Origin of the sequence: Psychrobacter fozii (assembly GCF_003217155.1) — a bacterium.
GTDB classification, from domain to species: Bacteria; Pseudomonadota; Gammaproteobacteria; order Pseudomonadales; family Moraxellaceae; genus Psychrobacter; species Psychrobacter fozii.
This window is the reverse complement of record NZ_QJSU01000005.1, coordinates 82,405-102,994: the sequence shown is the minus strand read 5'-3', so window position 1 is coordinate 102,994 and position 20,590 is coordinate 82,405. Positions and strand designations below refer to the sequence as shown.

The window sequence follows — 20,590 nt, the reverse complement described above, 5'->3', positions numbered from 1 at the left end:
AAGGCGTAGCTTTATAAGGCGTAACTTTGGATTTATACGATCTTTATCTATCGACTGTGATCTATAACCCTGACGCATAGGCAACCATCTGCTGACGTTCTTCATCTGTCAACTGAGTGAGGTTCGCCAGTGGCATATAGCCTGTTTGTACTGCCGTGATGATTTTGGCTTTATACATTTTCATATCTGCTGGCGTTTGTAAAATGATGCCTGCGGGCGGTGCAGCAAACCCTTGCTGGGTTGGTTGTGCGGCATGGCAAGTGCTACAGCGCGTGTGCACGACATTCATCATGGCATCGTCAGCAGAAGCAGCGACTGGTACGATATCGGCAGTAACACTTTCATTAGAGACAGCTTCATCAGAAACGGCATCAGTGCTCACAGCAGAACTGGCAACTGCGCTCTCAGTAGTGGGTGGCACGCTATCTATTGTTTCCACAGCGACTGCAGCAGTGGCGACAGGCAGTGGTTCAATTGGCTCAGGGCGCATCCAAATAATTAGCAAAACCGTTAATACCGCAGGGATAACCAAATAGCGTGGCTTATGATTGTCCAAATGCTTTTGATTAAAGTAATGACGTACAATCGCAGTGATGATACAGACAAAGACTAACACCAACCAACCGTGAGCATGAGCGTACATCATTGGATAGTGATTGCTAATCATGATAAAAATCAGCGGTAACGTGAAATAGTTATTCATCAACGAGCGGTTTTTGGCTTGTAGTGCCAAATCGGCTACTTCCTTGCCCGGTTTCTCTCCGCGCCTCACGCAATCTACTAGCGCGCGTTGAGCAGGCATGATGCCAAAAAAGACGTTACCTGCCATGATCGTACCTAAAATGGCACCGATATGGATGAATGAGGCACGGTCACTAAATAACTGGTACGAACCCCAACAAGCGATAATCAACAGGATAAAAATAATGCTACTAAAGATGAGTGAGTTTTTGCCCAAATGGCTACGGACAATCACTTCATAAATAAAGTAGCTACCGAATAAAAACAATAAACTGGTCGAGATAGCACCTACGCTACTACCAAAAGCAACCTTGCTTGGATCAATCAGATACGCAGTTGCATTGGCATAGTAGACGATAGACAGCATCGCCATACCTGTCAGCCAAGTGGTATAGGCTTCCCATTTAAACCAATGCAGCGTCTTGGGCATCTGTTCAGGCTCAAGCTTATATTTGGCGATTTCATAAAAACCGCCACCATGTACCGCCCATAGGTCACCTGAAATGCCTTTGTCCGTTTTCCACTGTGGAGGCTTACGTAGACTGAGATCTAACCAAACGAAATAAAATGAAGCTCCAATCCATGCTACGCCGGCGATGACGTGGAACCAGCGGAAAAATAAATTTAACCAGTCGAGATAATAAGCGCCCATGCGGCAAGTGTCCTTTTTTACAATATTCTGTCGTCAGCGTTTTTTGTTCAATGTGCTTTGTTATTTAATATACCGTTGTACTGCGATGTGCTCTTGCACTGTCATGTCGTCGTTATGACATCAAATCAAATGCCATCAAATACAGTCACGAGCCGCGATAGGTGCTATAGCCATGTGCGCTCAGTAGTAACGGTATGTGGTAATGATGGGCATCACGCACCATAAAGTCGATAATGACTTGCGGATAAAACGCGGTGATCTGCTGTGTATCAAAGTAAGACTGCGTATCAAAAGTCAGCGTATAACGGCCATGACTCAAATCAGATTCGCTACTATTAAGTGTTGAGCCAAACTGCCAGCTGTCAGGAGACACGCGGCCATCCGCATTGGTGCTACCGTTTGCCAATAGAACAGCCTCGCCGCTATCGGTAATACGATGTAAGGTCACCGCGACATCAGCCGCTGGTTTGCCAAGATGAGTGTCTAAGATATGTGATGAGAGAGTGGCTGACATAATAACTCCGTTTATATATGTGGGGCAGATAAGGTTTACGCGTCGCTCAGCAGTTTCTGTAACCGTAAACGCGTGATTTTATTTTGCTCGGTAGCGGCATTGAGCAGCTCAGTCTCGCGATCATTTGGTAGTCGTGCTAACAGTAGATCCAGCATTTGCTGAGCACTTTTACCTGTGGCAAATACAATAAAGATAAAACTAAATTTATCGAGATAATCCTGATTGCCTTGCGCCAAGGCTTCAATGACATCGTCTTCAGCGTCATTGGCACCTGATTGCTCATGTGCTGCACTGTCTTGCGTGTTGCGATATTTTTCTTTTAGCGAATCGACATTGCCGATTTGTGGATGTCCATCAAACGCTTCTAGGAGGTTCTGCTCATCTTTTTGCGCTTGCATCCAAGCATCATCACTATGAGAGAGCATGGCAGGCATGTCGATGAAAGGACGTTTATTTACTAAAGTCTGCGCCCAGTGAGTGCTGGTACAACAGGTCAATAGATGTGAAGTTGCATCAGCTGGCGAGAGTTCATTAAATTGCTGTAAAGATAATCTCACAGTAATCTCCTTTTCATTTAATAGTGATGGATTAGAATGGGCTGGCATTGGAGTTATGGTGACACGCTAATGCTGCTAGATACAAAATCACATACTGAATATAGTATTTATAGAATAATAATTGGTTTAATATTACTATTCTGCTCAAACCTGACCATTTGGTCAACTAGTTTATCAGGATATTTTATTCAAGTGGTTTATATTTCATAAAAATTAGAAATTAAATAGAGCTGTTTACTTGAATCCTGCCATCTATTTATCATATTAACGACAGGTATAACTCACATGGCCCAAGAGACCGATATAAATATACAAGAGACGTTTGAAGCAGCGACACCGCAAAATCAACAAGGCATTCGTGCGCACAATCAGGCTGTCATTCTGGCGGCAGCTGAAGAAGAGTTTGTGTTGCAAGGTTTTGGTGGTGCGACGATGCAAAGTATTGCTGATAGAGCAAAGTTGCCAAAGGCCAATATTCATTATTATTTTAAGAATAAAAAAAATCTGTATCAGATGGTGTTGCACTCTATTATTCAAGAGTGGAATGATGGATTGGTGACCATGACGGTTGATAGTGATCCTAAAGTGGTCATCGAAAAATTTGTTCGTACCAAACTGCATCAAGCCTTTGCCAATCCAAATCGACATAAACTATTTGCGCTTGAAGTCATCGGCGGCGCACCACATTTGAACAATTTTATGTCGACGACGATGAAAGAGTGGGCGATTGATAAAGCGAAGGTCATGAAAGTTTGGTATGAGCAAGGAAAAATTGGCATTGCTGACCCATTGCAATTATTGATTTTGATTTGGGCAACGACGCAACGTTATGCTGAATTTGAAACAGAAATCGTTGGCTTGATGGAAAAAAGCGATTATGACCAGCAGGATGAAACACGTGCCGCTGACTTTTTAGTGCCATTTATCTTACGTGGCTGTGGTCTTGAATAACGATTATATCTTGCCATTTTTTACGGACGAATTATAAAAAATAACGCTAGTGCACTGATGATGCGCTAGCGTTATTTTTATTATGGCAGGTTAGATTTTTTGTCTAAGCGGCTTTAGGCCATCATCCAAATGCTGCTCTGCTGTATCGAACTCGACACCATAGTTTTTGGGTAAAATCATATCAAGTAAAATGGCGACGATACCTGACATGGTCACTGCTGAACCAAAGATATTACGGAAAAGCTGCGGTGCTTGTGCGAAGACATCAGGAACAAAAGCCACACCCATTGATAGACCTAGAGAGGTCGCAATGATTAAGATATTACGATGGGTAAAGTTGACGGTTGATAGTATGCGAATACCAGCGGTCGCTACCGTTGCAAACATCAGCAATGTTACACCGCCAATGACTGGCTTTGGTAACTGGGTAAAGATGGCACCAAGGATAGGAAACATACCCATAGTGAATAAGATAGCGCCAACATAGAAGCCAATATAGCGGCTGGCAATACCCGTCATCTGAATAACACCATTGTTCTGGCTAAAAGTCGTCACTGGGAACGTGTTGAATACCGCTGCAATCAATGAGTTGACACCATCACCTAGTACACCGCCTTTGATACGTTTTTCGTATACTGGGCCTTTGATTGGCTCGCCTGAGATCATCGAAGTCGCCGTCAAATCACCTGATGTCTCAATACTGGTAATGACATACATAAAGGCAATAGGGATAAAAGCCTGCCAGTCAAAACCAAAACCGAACTTGAAAGGTACGGGCATCGTAAATAGAGGGGCTTCAGAAACTAGAGAAAAATCAATACGCCCCATAAAGACAGCAGCTATCAAACCGAGCATCAATCCGATAAATATCGCACTTGAGCGAATGACTTTATTATTGACGATACTAATCAGCACCACACTGACCAACACACCGCCGCCTAGTAATAAGTTTTGCATACTACCAAAGTCTTCAGCACCAACACCGCCTGCCAAATCTGTCAATCCAACTTTAGTTAGCGACAGACCGATAGTCACGATCACACAACCTGTCACGATTGGACTCATCAATGATTTAAGTTTGGTGATGAACTGACTTAAGAAAATTTCGACAAAGGCACCAAGAAATGACACCCCAAAGATGACAGAGAGAATTTCCTCTGGACTACCGCCCCTGTTTTTTACCACAAAGCCTGCTGCTAGTACGGCGGCTAAGAAGCCAAAACTGGTGCCTTGTAACGCCATTAAACCTGAACCCACTGGCCCAACTTTACGTGTTTGGATAAAGGTTGCAATACCTGAAACCATCAATGACATGCTGATGAGATAGGGGATATGTTCCCCTAAACCCAAGACACCGCCTATGATTAATGATGGAGTAATAATACCAACGAAGCTGGCAAGTACGTGTTGTACTGCCCCTAAAAATGCTTTTGCAGGAGCAGGACGGTCATGCAGTCCATACAATAAATCGGGGTTCCCTTGAGTGTGCTCACTCATCTTGGCTTCCTCCTAAGGTGACTTTCAGTCCCAGCTCTATGGAGATTATTAAGCAATGCGATGATACATAGTGTCAATGCACTAGAAATGCGTCACAGCGTCAGCCTCACTTGAAGTATTCAATATACCTCTACACTCGGTTGCCCTGTCATACTTTCCAACTGAATTGATTCTAGTTTAGAGAAGCAGTCGTATTGTTTAGCCATCTCACAAAGAGTCGCACTTATTCTTATGTGAATACATAAAAGTAGGTAGCTATTAGTTATTTATGAGTCTAGCAAATAGCCATTATTACAAACCTGACTAATTGGTCAACTATCCAAGGGTATAGGGAAATGGTTAGTTATTGCAACATTTTTTTAACATTAGTGTGTTTATTTATAAAATAACGGTTATTTATTATCAGGATACAGAGAATCATGAGCAACAGATAGCCGAGTCAAACAAGCTACTGTAAAAAGTCGGTGGTAGTATTCAGAATTTTATGCAGGTAATAAGGCTAGATTTTGGGGAGCTAAACCTAACTGTGAACTGAAACTTGAAGAAAAAGAAGAAGAAGATAGAACCACAGATACGCTTGAAAATAAGAAAAAATAATGAAAGTTTTAGGTTTTAGACTGATTTAAAATAAATAGGACATATTTATTGACAATGAATATCATTAAGATTATTATCTGCATTTTTTTAGAACAATTGTTCTGTTTAAGGGTGGGGTATTAGTTTCCTTAAGCAATTTACGCCTACTAATTAAATTTTTTTCGTATATGATCATGGATGTAATAAATTGTAATGATTTATAGGGAAGATATATTGTATAAAAAATTCATAATGGTTTTTTGCTTATAGACATTTATGTTGTTACATGGTTATCAAGGGTGTTTTATAAAATACAAGGTTCATATGAAAATTTTTATAAAGACAATATTTCTTTTAGTATTGCTTTGGTTGTTTTTTATGGGGATGCATTACTTAAACTATAAATTAACAGGAAGAATATTACTTGATTCGTTTTATATTGCAGGTTTTATAGGTTTTATTGTTTGTCTTGCAGTTGTTATTTCTTTAAAGATAAGGAATTAACAAAGATATTAGAGTTTTTTATATTTCATAATAGGGATGGAAAAATGAGAGAATTAACTATAGTCGAAATGAATATTGTTTCAGGCGGGGCTGTAACTAGACAGGATGTTAAAGATGGAGCTGCATTCGGTGCAGGAGCCGGAGCTTTTGCCGCTGCTGCGACAGGAGGATCTATTGTTGTTGGGACTGCACTTGGTACAGGGTACGGCGGAGCTGCGGTAATAGGTTATGCAGGTGGTGAATGGCTTAATGAGAACACTCCTATTCAGAGTTGGATATCAACAGGAATTGATAAAGTAACGAGTATGGCTGGAGATGATTATTCAGATGGTTCTGCTTACTGCTAATAGTGCTTCGCACTAGGAAATTTTAACCAATCTGTAAAATCTCATACTTCATAACCTTGAGCAGGTGCTCAAGGTTATATTTTTTTTAGTGATAATATAATGAATATTGATTTCTACATTAGTCAAACTGATTTTGATTCAGAATACCTCTACAAAAAACCTTTTTTATTCAAAGCTGCAGCAAAAGATACTGATTTCAGCTGGGATTATGTGAATGAAGTATATAGTCGTGCAGATGTGTCTGACGAAAGCTTCAAGTTAATGAATGGTTATGTGGTTTCAAAAGATCAATATATTGAAAGCTATCATAATCTTGGCAAAACTGAATTTCGTATGATTCGTCCTATATTATATGAATATCTAAGAAATGGTGCGACATTGGTCTATAACCGTATTACCAATGAACCTAAAATTGATAAAATCAGCAAGAAAATCGCAAATTTTTCTAGAGCCAATGTTATAACTAGTGGTTATGCTGCTTTTAGTAGTAAATCATCTTATAAATCTCATTGGGATACAAGAGATGTGTTTGCGGTACAATTGATAGGAAGAAAGCGCTGGATACTAAAAGCACCAAATTTTGAACTACCACTATATATGCAGCAAACCAAAAATTTTCAGGATATCAAAGAACCAGAAGAAGTCTATATGGATGTCATCTTGGAGGCTGGAGATATACTTTATGTTCCTCGTGGTTGGTGGCATAACCCTTTACCTATAGGAGAAGAAACCTTCCATTTGGCAATCGGAACTTTTGCTCCTACTGGATTTGAGTACATGAGTTGGCTGCTTAATCAGACTCCAGATATATTAGGTTGTCGTCGCAATCTTAAATCATTTGAAAATGATGAGAGCACGTTACAAGAAATTTCTGAAGACTATTCAAAAATTTTGAACGATAAATCCTATTATGATAGTTTTTTGACTAATTATATTGGTAATCAGAGACTACCAACACAACTGTCTTTAGATGTCTTAGGTAATGGTAACGTAAACATATTTACTGTAGATACGAAACTAGTTGTAAATGCTAACTTACTACATTTTTTTGAAGATAATTACGTAGTAATAAATGGTAATAAAATAACTATAGATGATATTAGTGGGAAATTGTTAAGATTTTTGTTTAATGAGTCAGTCGCATCTATCAAAGATATACTGTGCGAGTTTAATAATTATGACAAGGAAGTGTTGAATGTTTTATTGTTTAATTTAGCGCTAAACGACATTATTTCTGTAGAGAAATAATGTGCTTGCCAATTATTTAAATTATTACATCTACAAAATTTAAATTATTTTAAGAACAAGCTATGTCCGAGAAAAAAAATATTTTTAGAAAAGAGGTTTTAGAAGCTAAAAATCAGGGATGGGCAGGTAATGTTATTCTTACTCGTCCTTTTAGTTTTACTCTACTGACTATATGCTCATTAATTATAGGCTTGATGATTGTTTTTTTTCTATTTTTTGGTAGTTACACTAAACGTAGCACAGTTCAAGGTCAGCTAGTTCCAAAGGACGGTTTAATACAAGTCTATAGTAATGTACAAGGTTTTATCAGCAAAAAGTTAGTCGCTGAAGGTCAAACAGTCAAAAAAGATGATGTGTTATATAGTATTGCAACAACAAAATATAACAATGAAGGAAGTACTTCAGCGGCAATAGATAAAGAGTTAGAAAATAAGGCTGCTGCTCTTGATATAGAAAAATATCAAATTAACAAAGCTCATGAACTTCAGGTCCAGATTTATCTTATGCAAAAATCGAGATTAGAGGATGATCTAAATCAAGTAGTAGCGTCAATAAGACTTCAAGAAGAAGAAATAGAAACGACAAAAAAGGTTCTTGATAATTACCGATCGATTATAGATATTGGTGCCGTATCTAGGGAAGATTTTGATTCAAAAAATATGGAATACCTTCTAGCACTTGAGAAGAAAGATAGTTTGGAAACAAATAAATCTTCACTAAAAAAGCAAATCAATGAACAGTCATATACAGTAGAAAAACTTCAGCATGAGCATAAAAACCAATTATCTCAACTTGATAGACTTCTATACGATAATCAACAGCAGTCAGTAGAAGTAAAAGCAAGTGAGAGCTCAGTTATACAAGCTTCACAGCCTGGTGTAGTAAGTAGTATATATGCTCAAACGGGGCAATACATAGACCTTTCTAAACCGTTAATGACAATTTTACCTCAGAGCAACGTATTGGTTGCACAATTATACGTACCAGATATTGCTATTGGGTTTATGGATGTTGGCGATATAGTTCTGTTACGGTATCAGGCATACCCTTATCAAAAATTTGGGCATGCGAAAGCTAGGATTAGTTCAATTGCCAAAACAGCTATAGCTGCCCAAAATATTCCTAGTATTGGCACAGTATCTCTAGAGGAGCAAATGAATAATAAACCTGTATATTTAGTAAAAGCTGTACTAGATCGCCAAGATATTCAAGCATATGGTGAAAGACTACCTTTACAAGTAGGTATGACTTTAGAAGCAGATGTATTGCAAGAACGTCGTAAACTATATGAGTGGGTATTAGAACCAATATACAGTATAACTGGAAAAATATAGAATCGTGACAAATAATAGTTATCTAAAATCGCTTTCTCTCGGTCTTACCAGACGCACTAAGATTATTCTACAAACTGAATCCTCGGAATGTGGTCTTGCCTGTTTAGCTATGATAGCCAGTTATCATGGTTACTATACTGACCTGTTTACTCTAAGACAAAAACATTCAATCTCCCAAAAAGGTGCAACACTTGCGAGAATAATTGCTATTGCGAATAGTATTGATTTACAAACTAGACCTATAAGACTTGACTTAAAAGAGTTGAACAAGCTAAGACTGCCTTGTATTTTACATTGGGATATGAACCATTTTGTTGTTTTAACTTCTGTTTCAATGAGGAAGATAACCATTCTAGATCCTGCGCTAGGTGAAAGATCTATAAGTATGCAAGATGCTTCAAAAAGTTTTACAGGCGTCGCTTTAGAGTTATGGACGAATGCAAATTTTGAACAGAAAACAGAAAAAACAACTATTGATATATTTCGGCTCTTCGGAGGAATCAAAGGAATATGGCGTTCACTAAGTCAGGTTTTTATTTTAGCATTGGTCTTAGAACTATTTTCTTTAGTGACACCACTTTTTATGCAGTGGGTTATAGATCATGTGATTTTGTCTGCTGATATTAATTTATTAACAACTTTAGTTATCGGCTTTGGTTTATTAATGTTACTCAATAATAGCATTAGCTTACTCCAGTCGTGGATTGGAATGTATTTATCTACGACTTTAAAAGTGCAATGGAAATCAAATATATTCAATCATTTATTACACCTACCGACTACATATTTTCAAAAACGTCATTTAGGAGATGTTGTTTCTCGATTTAGTTCCATAGATGCTATTCAATCAACATTAACCACAACATTTTTGACTGCTATCTTAGATGGTTTAATGACGATTTTTACGCTTACTCTAATGTTCATGTATAGTCCATCGCTATCAATCGTAGTCATTTTATCTTTGATAATTTATGCAGCTTTGAGGTGGATTTGGTATATACCTCTACGGAGAGCTACAGAAGAACAAATTGTACATGCTGCTCAGCAATCCACACACTTCATGGAAAGCATGAGAGGTATTAAAGCCATCAAGCGTTATGATAAGCAAGAGTATAGACAATCAAGTTGGTTGGCATTATTTGTCAATCAAGTAAATGCTAGGTTGAAAACTCAAAAGCTGAATTTGATGTTCCAATTCACAAATGGAATAATTTTTGGCTTAGAAAACTTAATTGTTGTTTATTTGGGAGCAAGCTTTGTTATTGAAGGAGAGTTTACTGTCGGTGTGTTGATTGCTTTTTTAGCCTATAAATCCCAGTTTGGTAGTCGTGTTAGCTCTCTAATCGATAAATATGTTGAATTAAAAATGTTAAATATTCATGGAGAAAGGTTAGCTGATATCGTCCTACAGGATCAAGAGCGTTCACAATACCTACCGAAGTTAAACCCAATAGAATCTGAAGATAATATTTCAGATATCAAAGTGAAAAATATTAGTTTTAAATACTCAGAAGACGAAGAGTATATTCTAAAGGATATATCTTTGTACGTTAAAGATAAAGAATCTGTAGCGATAGTTGGAGAGACTGGTTGCGGTAAGAGTACTCTGATGAGTTTAATGATAGGTGAATTAAAACCCAGTTCTGGCGAAATCCTTATTGCAGGGAAAAATTTTAAAAATATAGCGGAATTAAACTCAAGAAAGCTAATAGCGTGTGTTGCACAAGACGACGTATTATTTGCAGGCTCTTTACTAGAAAATATAAGTTTTTTTGATGAAGGTGTAGATATGCTTTGGGCGACTAAATGTGCAAAGTTAGCATCAATTCACGATGAGATAATGAGTATGCCAATGGAATATCAAACCTTAATAGGTGATATGGGAAGTATACTCTCAGGGGGGCAAAAGCAAAGAATTTTTATAGCAAGAGCTCTCTATCAAAGACCTAAAATTCTATTTTTAGATGAAGCTACCAGTCATCTAGATGTTGAGACTGAAAGAAAAATTAACAACACTATTAAAAGCTTAAATATCACAAGAGTTTTTATAGCACATAGACCAGAAACTATTAATTCAGCGGATAGAGTAATCTCTCTAAAAAATAGCTCTAAGATAGGTTTAGCCTAATATGGACTATGATCAAGAAATCGTAGTGATACTCTTAGTCAACTAACGGTAATCATCCCCACCATAAATACTTATAAAATTTAATTGAGCAGCGTGATTTAGTTTATGTATTGAGGTAGTTCCGCCATTACCTATATTGTTGCGATAATTGCAGATTTTAAACAAAACCTCTGCAAGAAGATTATCATTATTCATACGTAGTTTATTCTATGACGTGAATACCAACCAAAATCTCATACGTATGGTTTGTGCTCTATGACTAAAATGGGGGGCGAGTGTATGGATTGTATTTGGAGCTCATATTATTTTCTTTAGGCTGGTATAACTTTTCACTAGTGTAATCTGCTTAGTTGTCCAGTTTTATAGTACTACTATACTTTGAAAGCGCTGACCTTATATGCATAGCGCATTGAAGCATTTTTAGTAGCATACTAATAATCACAATTTTGCTCAATTTCATTTATAAATAAGATAATGCAAACATTAATGATAATAATTATCATTAATGTTTGCATTATCTTATTTATATTGCTAAAGTGTGTTCCGCTCATTACAGAATAGTTAAAGATTCTTTGCTGTACCTATTCTAGAGAACTTATCGTAATTCATATTTTAAGCAGTTGGTCTATGCCAGTTGTCGCGTCACCAAACTTTTAACCCTACTCAGTACCTACCTTTACTGATTTGTCTTACACCGATATTTAAGCCACTTGGCCATGCTTTAGTCACACTTTGCATACGCATACTTCATGACATGTTTATATCTTTATATCGCTTCGCAGTCATGTGTCTAGTTATATATGCTGACGATGTGGATGCATCATAAGCACTGTGTACAAAGTGGCTAAAAATGTTCGCTGTCAGTGCAATTGAAAGGTACTAATGAGCCTAAGTGCTTCAAGGAACGTTATTTATGTTAAACCAATCAGGTCGCTCTGATCATTCATACCCCACTTCTCCAAAGAACTCTCAACGCTTAGCGACGGGCAAAGTCCTGCTCAGTATCGCTGTGGCCTCTATTCTTAGTAGCACGGCTGTTGCAGCAGAAAGCGATGAGATGGTGACGCAAGCAGCGTCTGAGCAGGAAGCAGTGCCTACAGCCACACTAGACACGATTGTGGTACGAGCGGCCAGAGAGGAGTTGGAGCAGGCGGCAGGACTGTCTATCATTAGCGAAGAAGCCATCGAAAAAGCCTCACTTTCTAATGATATCTCAGAGATTGTACGTAAAATGCCAGGTGTGAATTTGTCAGGGTCATCGACGTCAGGTCAGCGTGGTAACCAACGTCAAATTGATTTGCGTGGCATGGGTCCAAACAACACGCTTATCTTAATCGATGGTCGTCCTGTCACTTCTCGTAATTCCTCACGACCTAGCCGTGGTGGTGAGCAAGACACGCGTGGTGACTCACAATGGGTGCCACCAAGCGCTATCGAGAGCATCGAAGTATTGCGTGGCCCAGCAGCCGCTCGTTACGGCTCTGGCAGTATGGGCGGTGTGGTAAACATCATTACTAAGCGCCCAACCGAAACAGAGTTTTCCGTCAGCGGACATTATGAGGCACCAGAAAGCGATCTAGAAGGCAGTAGCTGGCGTACCAATGTCAATATGGCAGGCGCTTTAACTGACAAGCTGTCCTCGCGTACGACCCTTGGATATCATGACAGTGAAGCAGATGATCCCTCTATTAATGCAGCCGAAGCGCTAGATGACTCAGTAGCAGCAGGTACTGAGGGTGTTGAAAATATCGATGCGCGCCAAGTGTTTGAATACGCGATGGATGCGATGAATACCGTCGGTTTCGAAGTGAACTATAGCCGTCAAGAAAACCGCTGGGCAGGTGATTCATTGTTCCAAAGCGTGAATCAAAATTTATTAGATGAGTTAGAAGGTGAAACAACAAGCAAAATGCAGCGTTATGGTGCGGCGATCACACATCGCGGTGAGTATGATGACGCTAGTAGTAACAGTTTCATAGAGTACACTCGGACAGTCAATGAGCGTCTAGGTGAAGGCAGTGCTGGCGGTGGTGAAGGTCAAATTCAGATACCTGACGACGGCGAGGAGTTTGAGTGGACAGAAGCCACCTATGACACGCTAAATGCTAAATCAGAGTGGGACATTTATTTTGACCGTCATACCTTGACTGCTGGTGCAGAGTTCCGCGGTGAAAAGCTGGATAACCCAGTGGTATCTGATTTGGCATTTGCAGATGGTTTTGATTTTGGTGATGTAGAGACTGATCCTGACAAGCGCGACCCAACCTCAGATGCCTACCTCATCGGTGCTTATTTAGAAGACAATTATGAGATTACACCTGACTGGTATATCACTCCAGGTCTACGCTTTGACTACCATAGCGAGGCTGGCAGTAACTGGTCGCCTAGTATCAACAGCACTTGGCACTTTAGTCCTGATTGGTCAGTGAAAGGCGGTGTCAGCCGTGCATTTAAAGCGCCCTCGTTGTATCAACTTGATCCAAATTACATCTACTACACGGGTGGTAATGGCTGTCCATCTTGGGTGCCTGAGGAAGAACAAGGTTGTCATGTATTGGGTAATCCCGACCTAGAAAATGAAACCTCTTGGAATAAAGAGCTGACCTTTACTTATGATGATGGTACTGGGCTAAATGCTGGCTTGACTTACTATCATAACGCTTATGACAACCGAATCGGCGCTGGTGTCGACCGTGTAGCGTTAGATACGGCGACAGGCCGCTCGATCTTCGTATGGGAAAACCAAGGCGAGGCTGTTATCGAAGGTTTAGAAGGGTTTGTAAAAGTTCCTGTTACCGATACGGTGTCATGGTCTTCTAACATAACTGGTATTTTGCGCTCAGAGCGAAAAGACAATGGCGAGCCGCTATCACTCATTCCTAAGTTCACTGTGAACACGGGTGTCGATTGGGACATTACGCCGCGTTGGAATGCTAACGCTGATGTGAGCTACTATGGCACGATTGAAGCCCCTACGATTTCAGCTACAACGGGAGATGATAGTGATGACCCGTTGCTTGATCGCGAGCCGTATGCTATTGCTAATGTGAGCACTCGCTATGATTTGACTAAGGATATAACCGTTGGTGCTGGTGTCAAAAATTTATTTGATACGGGTGTTTATCGTGAGGGTACTGCTACGAATGCTGGTGCACGTACTTTTAACGAACCTGGTCGTACTTATGTGTTCGACGTTAGCGTTGACTTTTAACAGGTAAGCACAGGGTTTGTTCGATTAAAAAGGTCTGAGCTATTGGTTCAGGCCTTTTGTGCTGTCAGTAACTTTTTTTAAATGCCTTTCTTGAATTAGGCCTCTTTAAATGAGCTTGTTTAAACAAGCCTCTTTAATCAATAACCATCACAATATAACAGCAGATTTATTTATGTCATTCAATCTTCGCTTCAGCTGTCTTTGGATTCACCGTTATACGGGGCTTGCCATGGCAGCTTTTTTAATTATCGCTGGTATTACTGGCACATTGTTGGCATTTCATGAGGAATTGGACGATGTGTTCAATCATGAACTGGCTCAGGTAGATGTCCAAGACACGCCGCATCTTCCTATTGCGGTGCTGCATGATAGGGTTCTTAGTGCCTATCCAAAACATAATTTTTCTAGCATGCCAACGTCGATAGCGGCAGACAGGTCGGCAGTATTTTCGGTAGATAGAGCCCGAGGTAAGGCTGCCCAAAATCAACCAAAAGCACCGTTTCAAGAAGTGTATGTGAACCCCTATGATGGTAATATCATCGGAACCCGTGATAAAGACCAGTGGGCATTGCACAATACCATGTGGAAAGTTTTTTGGTTGCACCGCGATTTATTGCTTGGTGATATCGGCAAATGGGTATTAGGTATCGTGTCTGTCGTTTGGACCATTAATTGTTTTATCGGTTTTTATTTAACGTTTCCGAGAGCACTTAAAAAGAAAAACACACAGAAAAAACCTTCTAAAAAACGTGCATCCTTTCTCAAGCGTTGGTTACCAGCATGGAAAATTCGTACCAAGAGCAACCTGTTTAAACTGAATTATGACTTGCACCATGCCTTTGGATTGTGGCTTTGGGGAATGTTATTTGTCATCGCTTGGTCAAGTGTTGGCTTCAATTTACAGCAAGTCTATCGACCTGTCATGCAGGCAGTCGTAGGACTCGAAGGCAGAGGTGAAAAACAAGAAAAGTCGAAAAAATCACGTGAGAAAGTTGGTCAGACTTCTAGTGTAGGAACGGGTGCTAGTATTGATGTTGACATCAATGCTCTGAATACGGTTGATGTGGTCAATAAAGCCAATAGTATTGATTATCTGAGCGAGCAGGCGTATATCGCAGCTAAAAGTCAGGACATGAGCGTACAGCAGCTATTGGGCATACGCTGGGTAGAGGATGAAGGTCAATGGCAGCTGCGTTTTAAAACAGATAAAGATATCGGTAAAAAAGGCGGCGCTTCGTCTATTACTGTCGATGCAAAGACAGGTAGCATCGAGCGCGTCAACTTTGGCTATCAGAGTTCGTCATTCGGTAGCAAAACGGATCAATGGCTATCGACGCTACATATGGGGCATATTAGCCAGGGTATTGGCCATATACTTTATCAAATATTTTTAGCATTGATAGGTTTGGCTGTGACAGTGTTGTCAGTTACTGGTGTTTATCTGTGGTGGAAAGGGCGTCAACAGCGTTTAAAGGCGCTGCAAAAGGGTAGGTAATATTGCCAGATTCCTAAGGTAGGCTTTTAATTCAGTAAATAGCTACGTACTGAATTAAAGGCATGTCCTAGTTATCACTTGAATTGCAAAAATATTGTGTATGCTATCAAGACAGTAAAAATAAAGGAAGAAAATCTCTCACCTAGCATCACCCATTTATGCCATGTATTATTTTCATCGTAGTTCTTTGTGTAATCTACTGAAGAGATGTTTTGAGTAAAATCCATAGGAATAACCACCAATCTTAGAGCATATAAAGTGATTCCTAGCCAAAAAAAGGTATTTGATACCTCTTTATTTAAAGCATTAAAAATGAATAAGCAAAAGCTAATTACTAAAATTAATATAGATAGATTTTTATAGTTTATCCATCGATTATTCAATAGAGCTTTATGCATCGATAATTCCTTTTTTCGTTTGCAAAGTGCTGTACTTAAACCGAATCAACAATCACTGGACGACCCTGATGGTTTAGCACGGTCACATCGACGTTGTATAACTGTTTCATCGTTTCTTGTGTGATCACATCGACTGGCTGACCAACAGCCATCACTTGGCCTTCTTTCATCGTGACCACGGTATCAGCGAATTGTGCGGCTTGATTGATATCATGTAAGACAATCACGACGGTTTTCTGCTGACTGTGGCTCAGTTCTCGTAGTTCACGCATTAGGCGACCAGCGTGATACATGTCCAAATTATTCAGCGGCTCATCTAGCAATAGATACGGCGTATCTTGGCAAACAATCATGGCAATCAGTACGCGCTGGCGTTGACCACCGGACAATGTCGATAAGAAGCGGTCGGCCAACAGCTCCAGCTCAAATCGCTCAATAATTTCTAGCACCTTCTGCTGATCGTCAGCGGTTGGCTGCCCTTGATGATAAGGATAGCGCCCAAACATCAGCAGCTCATGTACACGCAATCGACCTTGCACTTGATTGTCTTGGCCGAGCATCGCCACCGTTTTGGACAACGTCCGAGCATGACAACTGACAATATCATGCTCACCAAAGCACACTTGCCCTGACTGCAGCGGTTGCAGGCGTGCCATAACGGAAAACAAGGTGGATTTACCAGCACCATTAGGACCTATCAAAGCAATGACTTGTTCGCTTGGCAGAGACAGCGTAATGTCATGTAGGATTTGCTGTTTGCCAATGTGGTATGAGATATTATTTAGTTTAATCATAGTGCTTCTTGTCTTTATCTACGTTGTGTCGTAAAGATTAATAATAAGAATACCAAGCCGCCCGCCAGTTCAATCACAACTGATAACACACCTGCCATACCCAGTACTTGTTCAAAGATGGTCTGACCGAGTACCAAGCAAATCATAGCAACCAGACTGACCAATATCAGCCGCTCGCTGTGGTACATGTGACGGGCGATACGATTGGTCAATGCACATACCAATAAGCCAAAGAACGTCACAGGGCCGACCAAAGCCGTAGCAGTGGCGACCAATATGGCGATGACGGTCAACAGGCCAAATGCGAGACGTTGATAATGGATACCAAGATTGATGGCTTGTGATTTACCGAGCATCAATACATCACATTGATAGCGCCATCGCCAGATAAACACGGCACTCATAAGGCAAATAACTAGGCTGATACCAAGCAATTGTGGATTGACCGTATTGAACTGCGCATAACTGCTAGATTGTACGATGACAAAATCATCAGGATTAATTAGCCTAGCAATCAAGGTTGATAAACTGCGAAATAGCACGCCAAAGATAACACCGACTAATATTAGCCGCGTCAAATCCTGACTGCTTTTTGAAAATAGCAGCTTAAATAACAATAATGACGCACCAAACATCAAGACAATTTCAAGTGTGAATTTGGCGAGGGGGTCGATACTGGTAAAACTAATCGCACCCAAAAAGAACACCAGTAGGCTTTGCAGTAAGATATATAGTGAATCAAAGCCTAACAGGGAGGGCGTTAGGATAGGGTTGTGTGTTAAGGTTTGAAACAGTAGTGTCGACACCCCGATAGCATAGCCGACCACCATTAATGCCAGCAGTTTTTTGCCACGTAGCGGTAGGGCAAAGTCCCAATGTCCGTTGACGTTGAGTGTCAAAAATAGCAGCATCGAGATGACCAAGATAGCGGCGGCAATCGACTTTGGATGATTGACGATCCATGCCCAAAGTTGTGCCAGACGACTCTGCCAAGCTGTGGCAGTAGCCGTATTTTCTAAGGTACTGTTTTCCAAAGCACTGTTTTTCAAAGTGCTATCTTCCAAGGCACTGCTTTCTATAGAGCTGTCTCTTATCGTATTAGTTTTAGCCATGGTCGTTTTTTCAGAGCGAGGCGTAGACGGTGAAAACATACGCGAATCCTGTAGTATCAAGCATAAATATCAAGCTTATCGATCAGCCGGAGCGCGCAATAGTAGCCACAAAAATAGCACGGTACCAACCACGCCAAATACCGTCGCAACGGGCACTTCAAATGGATAGCGGATAGAGCGACCAATGATATCGCAGAGTAGGACAGCGGATGCACCGAGTAATGCGACTGCTGGCAGGCTACGACGTAACTTATCTCCCATCAATCGGCTGACAATGTTGGGCACGACTAAGCCGATAAAAGGAATCATCCCAACCGTGACCACGACGACAGCACTCATCATCGCGACCATGCCGACGCCAAGCCAAGTGACCTGCCGTTTACTAATACCCAAGTTCAGTGCGATATTATCGCCCAATCCTACGATGGTGAGCTTATCAGCAATGATGTAGGCCAATATACACAGACCTCCGGTCAGCCATAGCAACTCATAGCGTCCGGCTAGTACACCAGAAAAATCACCAAACTGCCAAACACTGAGCATCTGCAATGACTCAGTCTGATAAGCGATAAAGGTCGTTACTGCTTCGAGAATGCCACCAAAGACAATACCAATCAGTGGAATCATCAAAAAATCTGTCGGTGGAATCCGATGAATAAGCAGCATAAACAGCATCATGCCAAATACTGCTGCGACGGTCGCCACACCCATTTTGATAATGAGTGCGCTGGCTGGAAACAGTAGACTGACTACCAATAATCCAAGCGCTGCACTCTGAGTGGCACCAACCATTGAGGGTTCAACAAAGCGGTTTTTTAGCACTACTTGGATAATCATCCCTGCAACTGCCATCGAGATACCGGTCAAGATAATCGCAATAGTGCGAGGTAGTCGGCTGACTAAAAATAGCGAGCTATCAGAGTTGGCGCTATGATTGATAAGGCTGCGTAGAAAACCGGACCACGAAAAATCTGCGACACCAATAGATAAGCTCAATAACACCAAAAGCCCCATAATAATGAGGCTTCCCGTGTTGATTAACCATGGTGGCATGGTGGCACGGCGATGTTTAGCATTTAGACTGTTACTAGTACTTCTTTTCCAACCCGTTGATGCGGCTGGCGAAGAAGTACTGGTTTTAACGCTGGGCTGTGCACGATGTGAAAATAACGACATAACGGCTACTGGCATACAGATGAGGTATAAAAACGGTCATTAAAAACGGCCATCAACAACAGTTAATTAAGCAATGATGGCGTTTACTTAGCGTTAGTAAAGGCATCTTTGATGGTCGTCAAATCTTGCATCCACTGATAATAGCCACCAAATGCAAGGTAAGAATCTGGGCTTAGATAAACCACTTGGTCTTTTTTCCATGCAGTGGTTTGTGCCACTAGTGGATTGTCTAATACCGCTTTTGCACCGACACTGTCTTCGCCGATAGCCGCACTACGATCCACCACAAATAACCAGTCTGGATTTGTCTTTTGTAAATATTCAAAAGATATTGGCTGACCATGACGACCTTCTTTGATTTGATCATCAGCGATGGGTACGTTTACGACATTATGAATAAAGCCGTAGCGTGATTCAGCACCATAGACAGACATTTTATTGCCATTAACCATGACCACTAGGCCAGTACCGCTATCTTTGGTGACGGCTTTGGTTTCTTCAATCAAACCGTCAATGTCTTGTTGTAATTTAACGGCTTGTTCACTTTTGCCAAACAATGCGCCTAAATCGGCCAAGCGGTGTTTGCTTGATTCATAAATATTGGCCGTATCGATAGACATGTCTAGCGTTGGGGCAATGCTAGAGAGCTCGTCATATTTTTCAGCCATACGTGAGCCAACTAAGATAGCTTTCGGCTGCATAGCATTCAATGCCTCAAGATCTGGCTCAAATACCGTACCGACGCCTGCAGGTGCTGGTTGATTTTTGGCTTGTAAGTTATCTAGAGGTGTTGTGGCTGGCGCGCCATCAATAGCCACATCAAGCGCTGCCAAATCCTGCATCAATGTCATGTCATACACCACGATTGGCGATGGGTTTACCGCTAACTCGACGTCTCCTTTTACGGTATCCACTGTGATAGTGCTAGCAGCGCTGTTGTCGGCAGTTTGATTTTCAGTCGTGGTATCTGTTGGCTCAGAGTCCGTTGATTCTGGTGAGCTACAGCCTGCCACACTGATACTAGCAACGAGTACGGTCGTCATAGCAGTCAGTAATGGGCGTTTAAAAAAGGTGCTAGGAGAGCGGTTAGACAATAAAGCGATAGACATAAATAACTCGGTATATTAGCAGTTTGGGCAGATTGTTAAAAAAATGATTACCCATATAAAAATGAAATGAGTTTGTCCAATGTGATGTATATACCAGACAATGCTCGGCGGTATTTATTTAACTGTTATAGTTTTTATGAGGTGGTTGTGCACTTATAACTTAAATTGTTTAATTATCTTACGGTGTAAAATAAGAGATAGTATTCAATAAGTAATCTTCGATAAACAACTCAAGAACCGCAATGA

Annotated in this window: 15 protein-coding genes; 7 read left to right on the top strand and 8 right to left on the bottom strand. The window is 40.6% G+C overall.

Translation table 11 applies throughout. From position 1 onward, the window contains the following. Positions 1–61: 61 nt before the first annotated feature. The 3 genes from DFP82_RS07870 to uraD form a co-directional block, all read right to left on the bottom strand. A complete protein-coding gene (locus DFP82_RS07870) occupies positions 62–1,393 on the bottom strand; it encodes a urate hydroxylase PuuD (protein WP_110923187.1) in 1,332 nt (443 codons plus the stop codon). A gap of 145 nt (positions 1,394–1,538) precedes the next feature. Then, a complete protein-coding gene (gene uraH / locus DFP82_RS07865; RefSeq protein WP_110923186.1) occupies positions 1,539–1,907 on the bottom strand; it encodes a hydroxyisourate hydrolase in 369 nt (122 codons plus the stop codon). A 35-nt stretch (positions 1,908–1,942) separates the two neighbouring features. Beyond that, entirely contained in the window at positions 1,943–2,464 is a 522-nt protein-coding gene (uraD, locus tag DFP82_RS07860; RefSeq protein ID WP_110923185.1) for a 2-oxo-4-hydroxy-4-carboxy-5-ureidoimidazoline decarboxylase, read from the bottom strand. Between the two features lie 285 nt (positions 2,465–2,749). On the opposite strand from uraD, the gene DFP82_RS07855 reads away from it, so the two are divergent. Further along, complete coding sequence (locus tag DFP82_RS07855; protein WP_110923184.1) at positions 2,750–3,415, top strand: TetR/AcrR family transcriptional regulator; 666 nt, start codon at positions 2,750–2,752, stop codon at positions 3,413–3,415. A gap of 90 nt (positions 3,416–3,505) precedes the next feature. Here DFP82_RS07855 and DFP82_RS07850 read toward each other — a convergent pair whose 3' ends face one another. Next, positions 3,506–4,912, bottom strand: a complete 1,407-nt coding sequence (locus tag DFP82_RS07850) for a uracil-xanthine permease family protein (RefSeq protein WP_110923183.1) — start codon at positions 4,910–4,912, stop codon at positions 3,506–3,508. A 1,040-nt stretch (positions 4,913–5,952) separates the two neighbouring features. Here DFP82_RS07850 and DFP82_RS07845 point away from each other — a divergent pair. The 6 genes from DFP82_RS07845 to DFP82_RS07820 all read left to right on the top strand — a co-directional run bounded on the left by DFP82_RS07845 (position 5,953) and on the right by DFP82_RS07820 (position 15,755). Further along, positions 5,953–6,339 carry a hypothetical protein gene (locus tag DFP82_RS07845; protein ID WP_146221331.1) on the top strand — a complete coding sequence of 129 codons (387 nt, stop codon included), beginning with the start codon at positions 5,953–5,955 and terminating at the stop codon, positions 6,337–6,339. A 99-nt stretch (positions 6,340–6,438) separates the two neighbouring features. Then, complete coding sequence (locus DFP82_RS07840) at positions 6,439–7,587, top strand: JmjC domain-containing protein (RefSeq protein ID WP_110923181.1); 1,149 nt, start codon at positions 6,439–6,441, stop codon at positions 7,585–7,587. A gap of 62 nt (positions 7,588–7,649) precedes the next feature. Beyond that, the gene (locus tag DFP82_RS07835; RefSeq protein WP_110923180.1) at positions 7,650–8,921 is read left to right on the top strand and encodes an HlyD family secretion protein; all 1,272 of its coding nucleotides are present in this window, start codon (positions 7,650–7,652) and stop codon (positions 8,919–8,921) included. Positions 8,922–8,925: 4 nt separating this feature from the next. Further along, complete coding sequence (locus DFP82_RS07830; RefSeq protein ID WP_110923179.1) at positions 8,926–11,049, top strand: peptidase domain-containing ABC transporter; 2,124 nt, start codon at positions 8,926–8,928, stop codon at positions 11,047–11,049. A 913-nt stretch (positions 11,050–11,962) separates the two neighbouring features. After that, on the top strand, positions 11,963–14,260 hold the full coding sequence (locus DFP82_RS07825; RefSeq protein ID WP_110923178.1) for a FepA family TonB-dependent siderophore receptor: 2,298 nt from the start codon (positions 11,963–11,965) through the stop codon (positions 14,258–14,260). Positions 14,261–14,432: 172 nt separating this feature from the next. Further along, complete coding sequence (locus DFP82_RS07820) at positions 14,433–15,755, top strand: PepSY-associated TM helix domain-containing protein (protein ID WP_110923333.1); 1,323 nt, start codon at positions 14,433–14,435, stop codon at positions 15,753–15,755. Positions 15,756–16,188: 433 nt separating this feature from the next. Here the strand turns inward: DFP82_RS07820 and DFP82_RS07810 are convergent, their stop codons facing one another. The 4 genes from DFP82_RS07810 to DFP82_RS07795 form a co-directional block, all read right to left on the bottom strand. Further along, positions 16,189–16,947: an ATP-binding cassette domain-containing protein gene (locus tag DFP82_RS07810; protein WP_110923176.1), complete on the bottom strand. Its 759-nt coding sequence runs from the start codon at positions 16,945–16,947 to the stop codon at positions 16,189–16,191. Positions 16,948–16,961: 14 nt separating this feature from the next. Beyond that, a complete protein-coding gene (locus DFP82_RS07805) occupies positions 16,962–18,098 on the bottom strand; it encodes an iron chelate uptake ABC transporter family permease subunit (protein WP_110923175.1) in 1,137 nt (378 codons plus the stop codon). 36 nt (positions 18,099–18,134) lie between these two features. Then, positions 18,135–19,112: an ABC transporter permease gene (locus DFP82_RS07800; protein WP_227680921.1), complete on the bottom strand. Its 978-nt coding sequence runs from the start codon at positions 19,110–19,112 to the stop codon at positions 18,135–18,137. Positions 19,113–19,318: 206 nt separating this feature from the next. Then, positions 19,319–20,344 (bottom strand): siderophore ABC transporter substrate-binding protein, encoded by a 1,026-nt coding sequence (locus tag DFP82_RS07795; protein WP_110923174.1) that lies wholly within the window; start codon positions 20,342–20,344, stop codon positions 19,319–19,321. Between the last annotated feature and the right edge of the window lie 246 nt (positions 20,345–20,590).

Bases quoted from the DNA above. Each gene is read 5' to 3' on its own strand.
- DFP82_RS07825 (WP_110923178.1), top strand. From the start codon at position 11,963: ATGTTAAACCAATCAGGTCGCTCTGATCATTCATACCCCACTTCTCCA.
- DFP82_RS07810 (WP_110923176.1), bottom strand. From the start codon at position 16,947: ATGATTAAACTAAATAATATCTCATACCACATTGGCAAACAGCAAATC.
- DFP82_RS07805 (WP_110923175.1), bottom strand. From the start codon at position 18,098: ATGTTTTCACCGTCTACGCCTCGCTCTGAAAAAACGACCATGGCTAAA.
- DFP82_RS07870 (WP_110923187.1), bottom strand. From the start codon at position 1,393: ATGGGCGCTTATTATCTCGACTGGTTAAATTTATTTTTCCGCTGGTTC.
- DFP82_RS07795 (WP_110923174.1), bottom strand. From the start codon at position 20,344: ATGTCTATCGCTTTATTGTCTAACCGCTCTCCTAGCACCTTTTTTAAA.
- DFP82_RS07850 (WP_110923183.1), bottom strand. From the start codon at position 4,912: ATGAGTGAGCACACTCAAGGGAACCCCGATTTATTGTATGGACTGCAT.
- DFP82_RS07800 (WP_227680921.1), bottom strand. From the start codon at position 19,112: ATGCCACCATGGTTAATCAACACGGGAAGCCTCATTATTATGGGGCTT.
- DFP82_RS07820 (WP_110923333.1), top strand. From the start codon at position 14,433: ATGTCATTCAATCTTCGCTTCAGCTGTCTTTGGATTCACCGTTATACG.
- uraH (WP_110923186.1), bottom strand. From the start codon at position 1,907: ATGTCAGCCACTCTCTCATCACATATCTTAGACACTCATCTTGGCAAA.
- DFP82_RS07855 (WP_110923184.1), top strand. From the start codon at position 2,750: ATGGCCCAAGAGACCGATATAAATATACAAGAGACGTTTGAAGCAGCG.
- DFP82_RS07835 (WP_110923180.1), top strand. From the start codon at position 7,650: ATGTCCGAGAAAAAAAATATTTTTAGAAAAGAGGTTTTAGAAGCTAAA.
- DFP82_RS07840 (WP_110923181.1), top strand. From the start codon at position 6,439: ATGAATATTGATTTCTACATTAGTCAAACTGATTTTGATTCAGAATAC.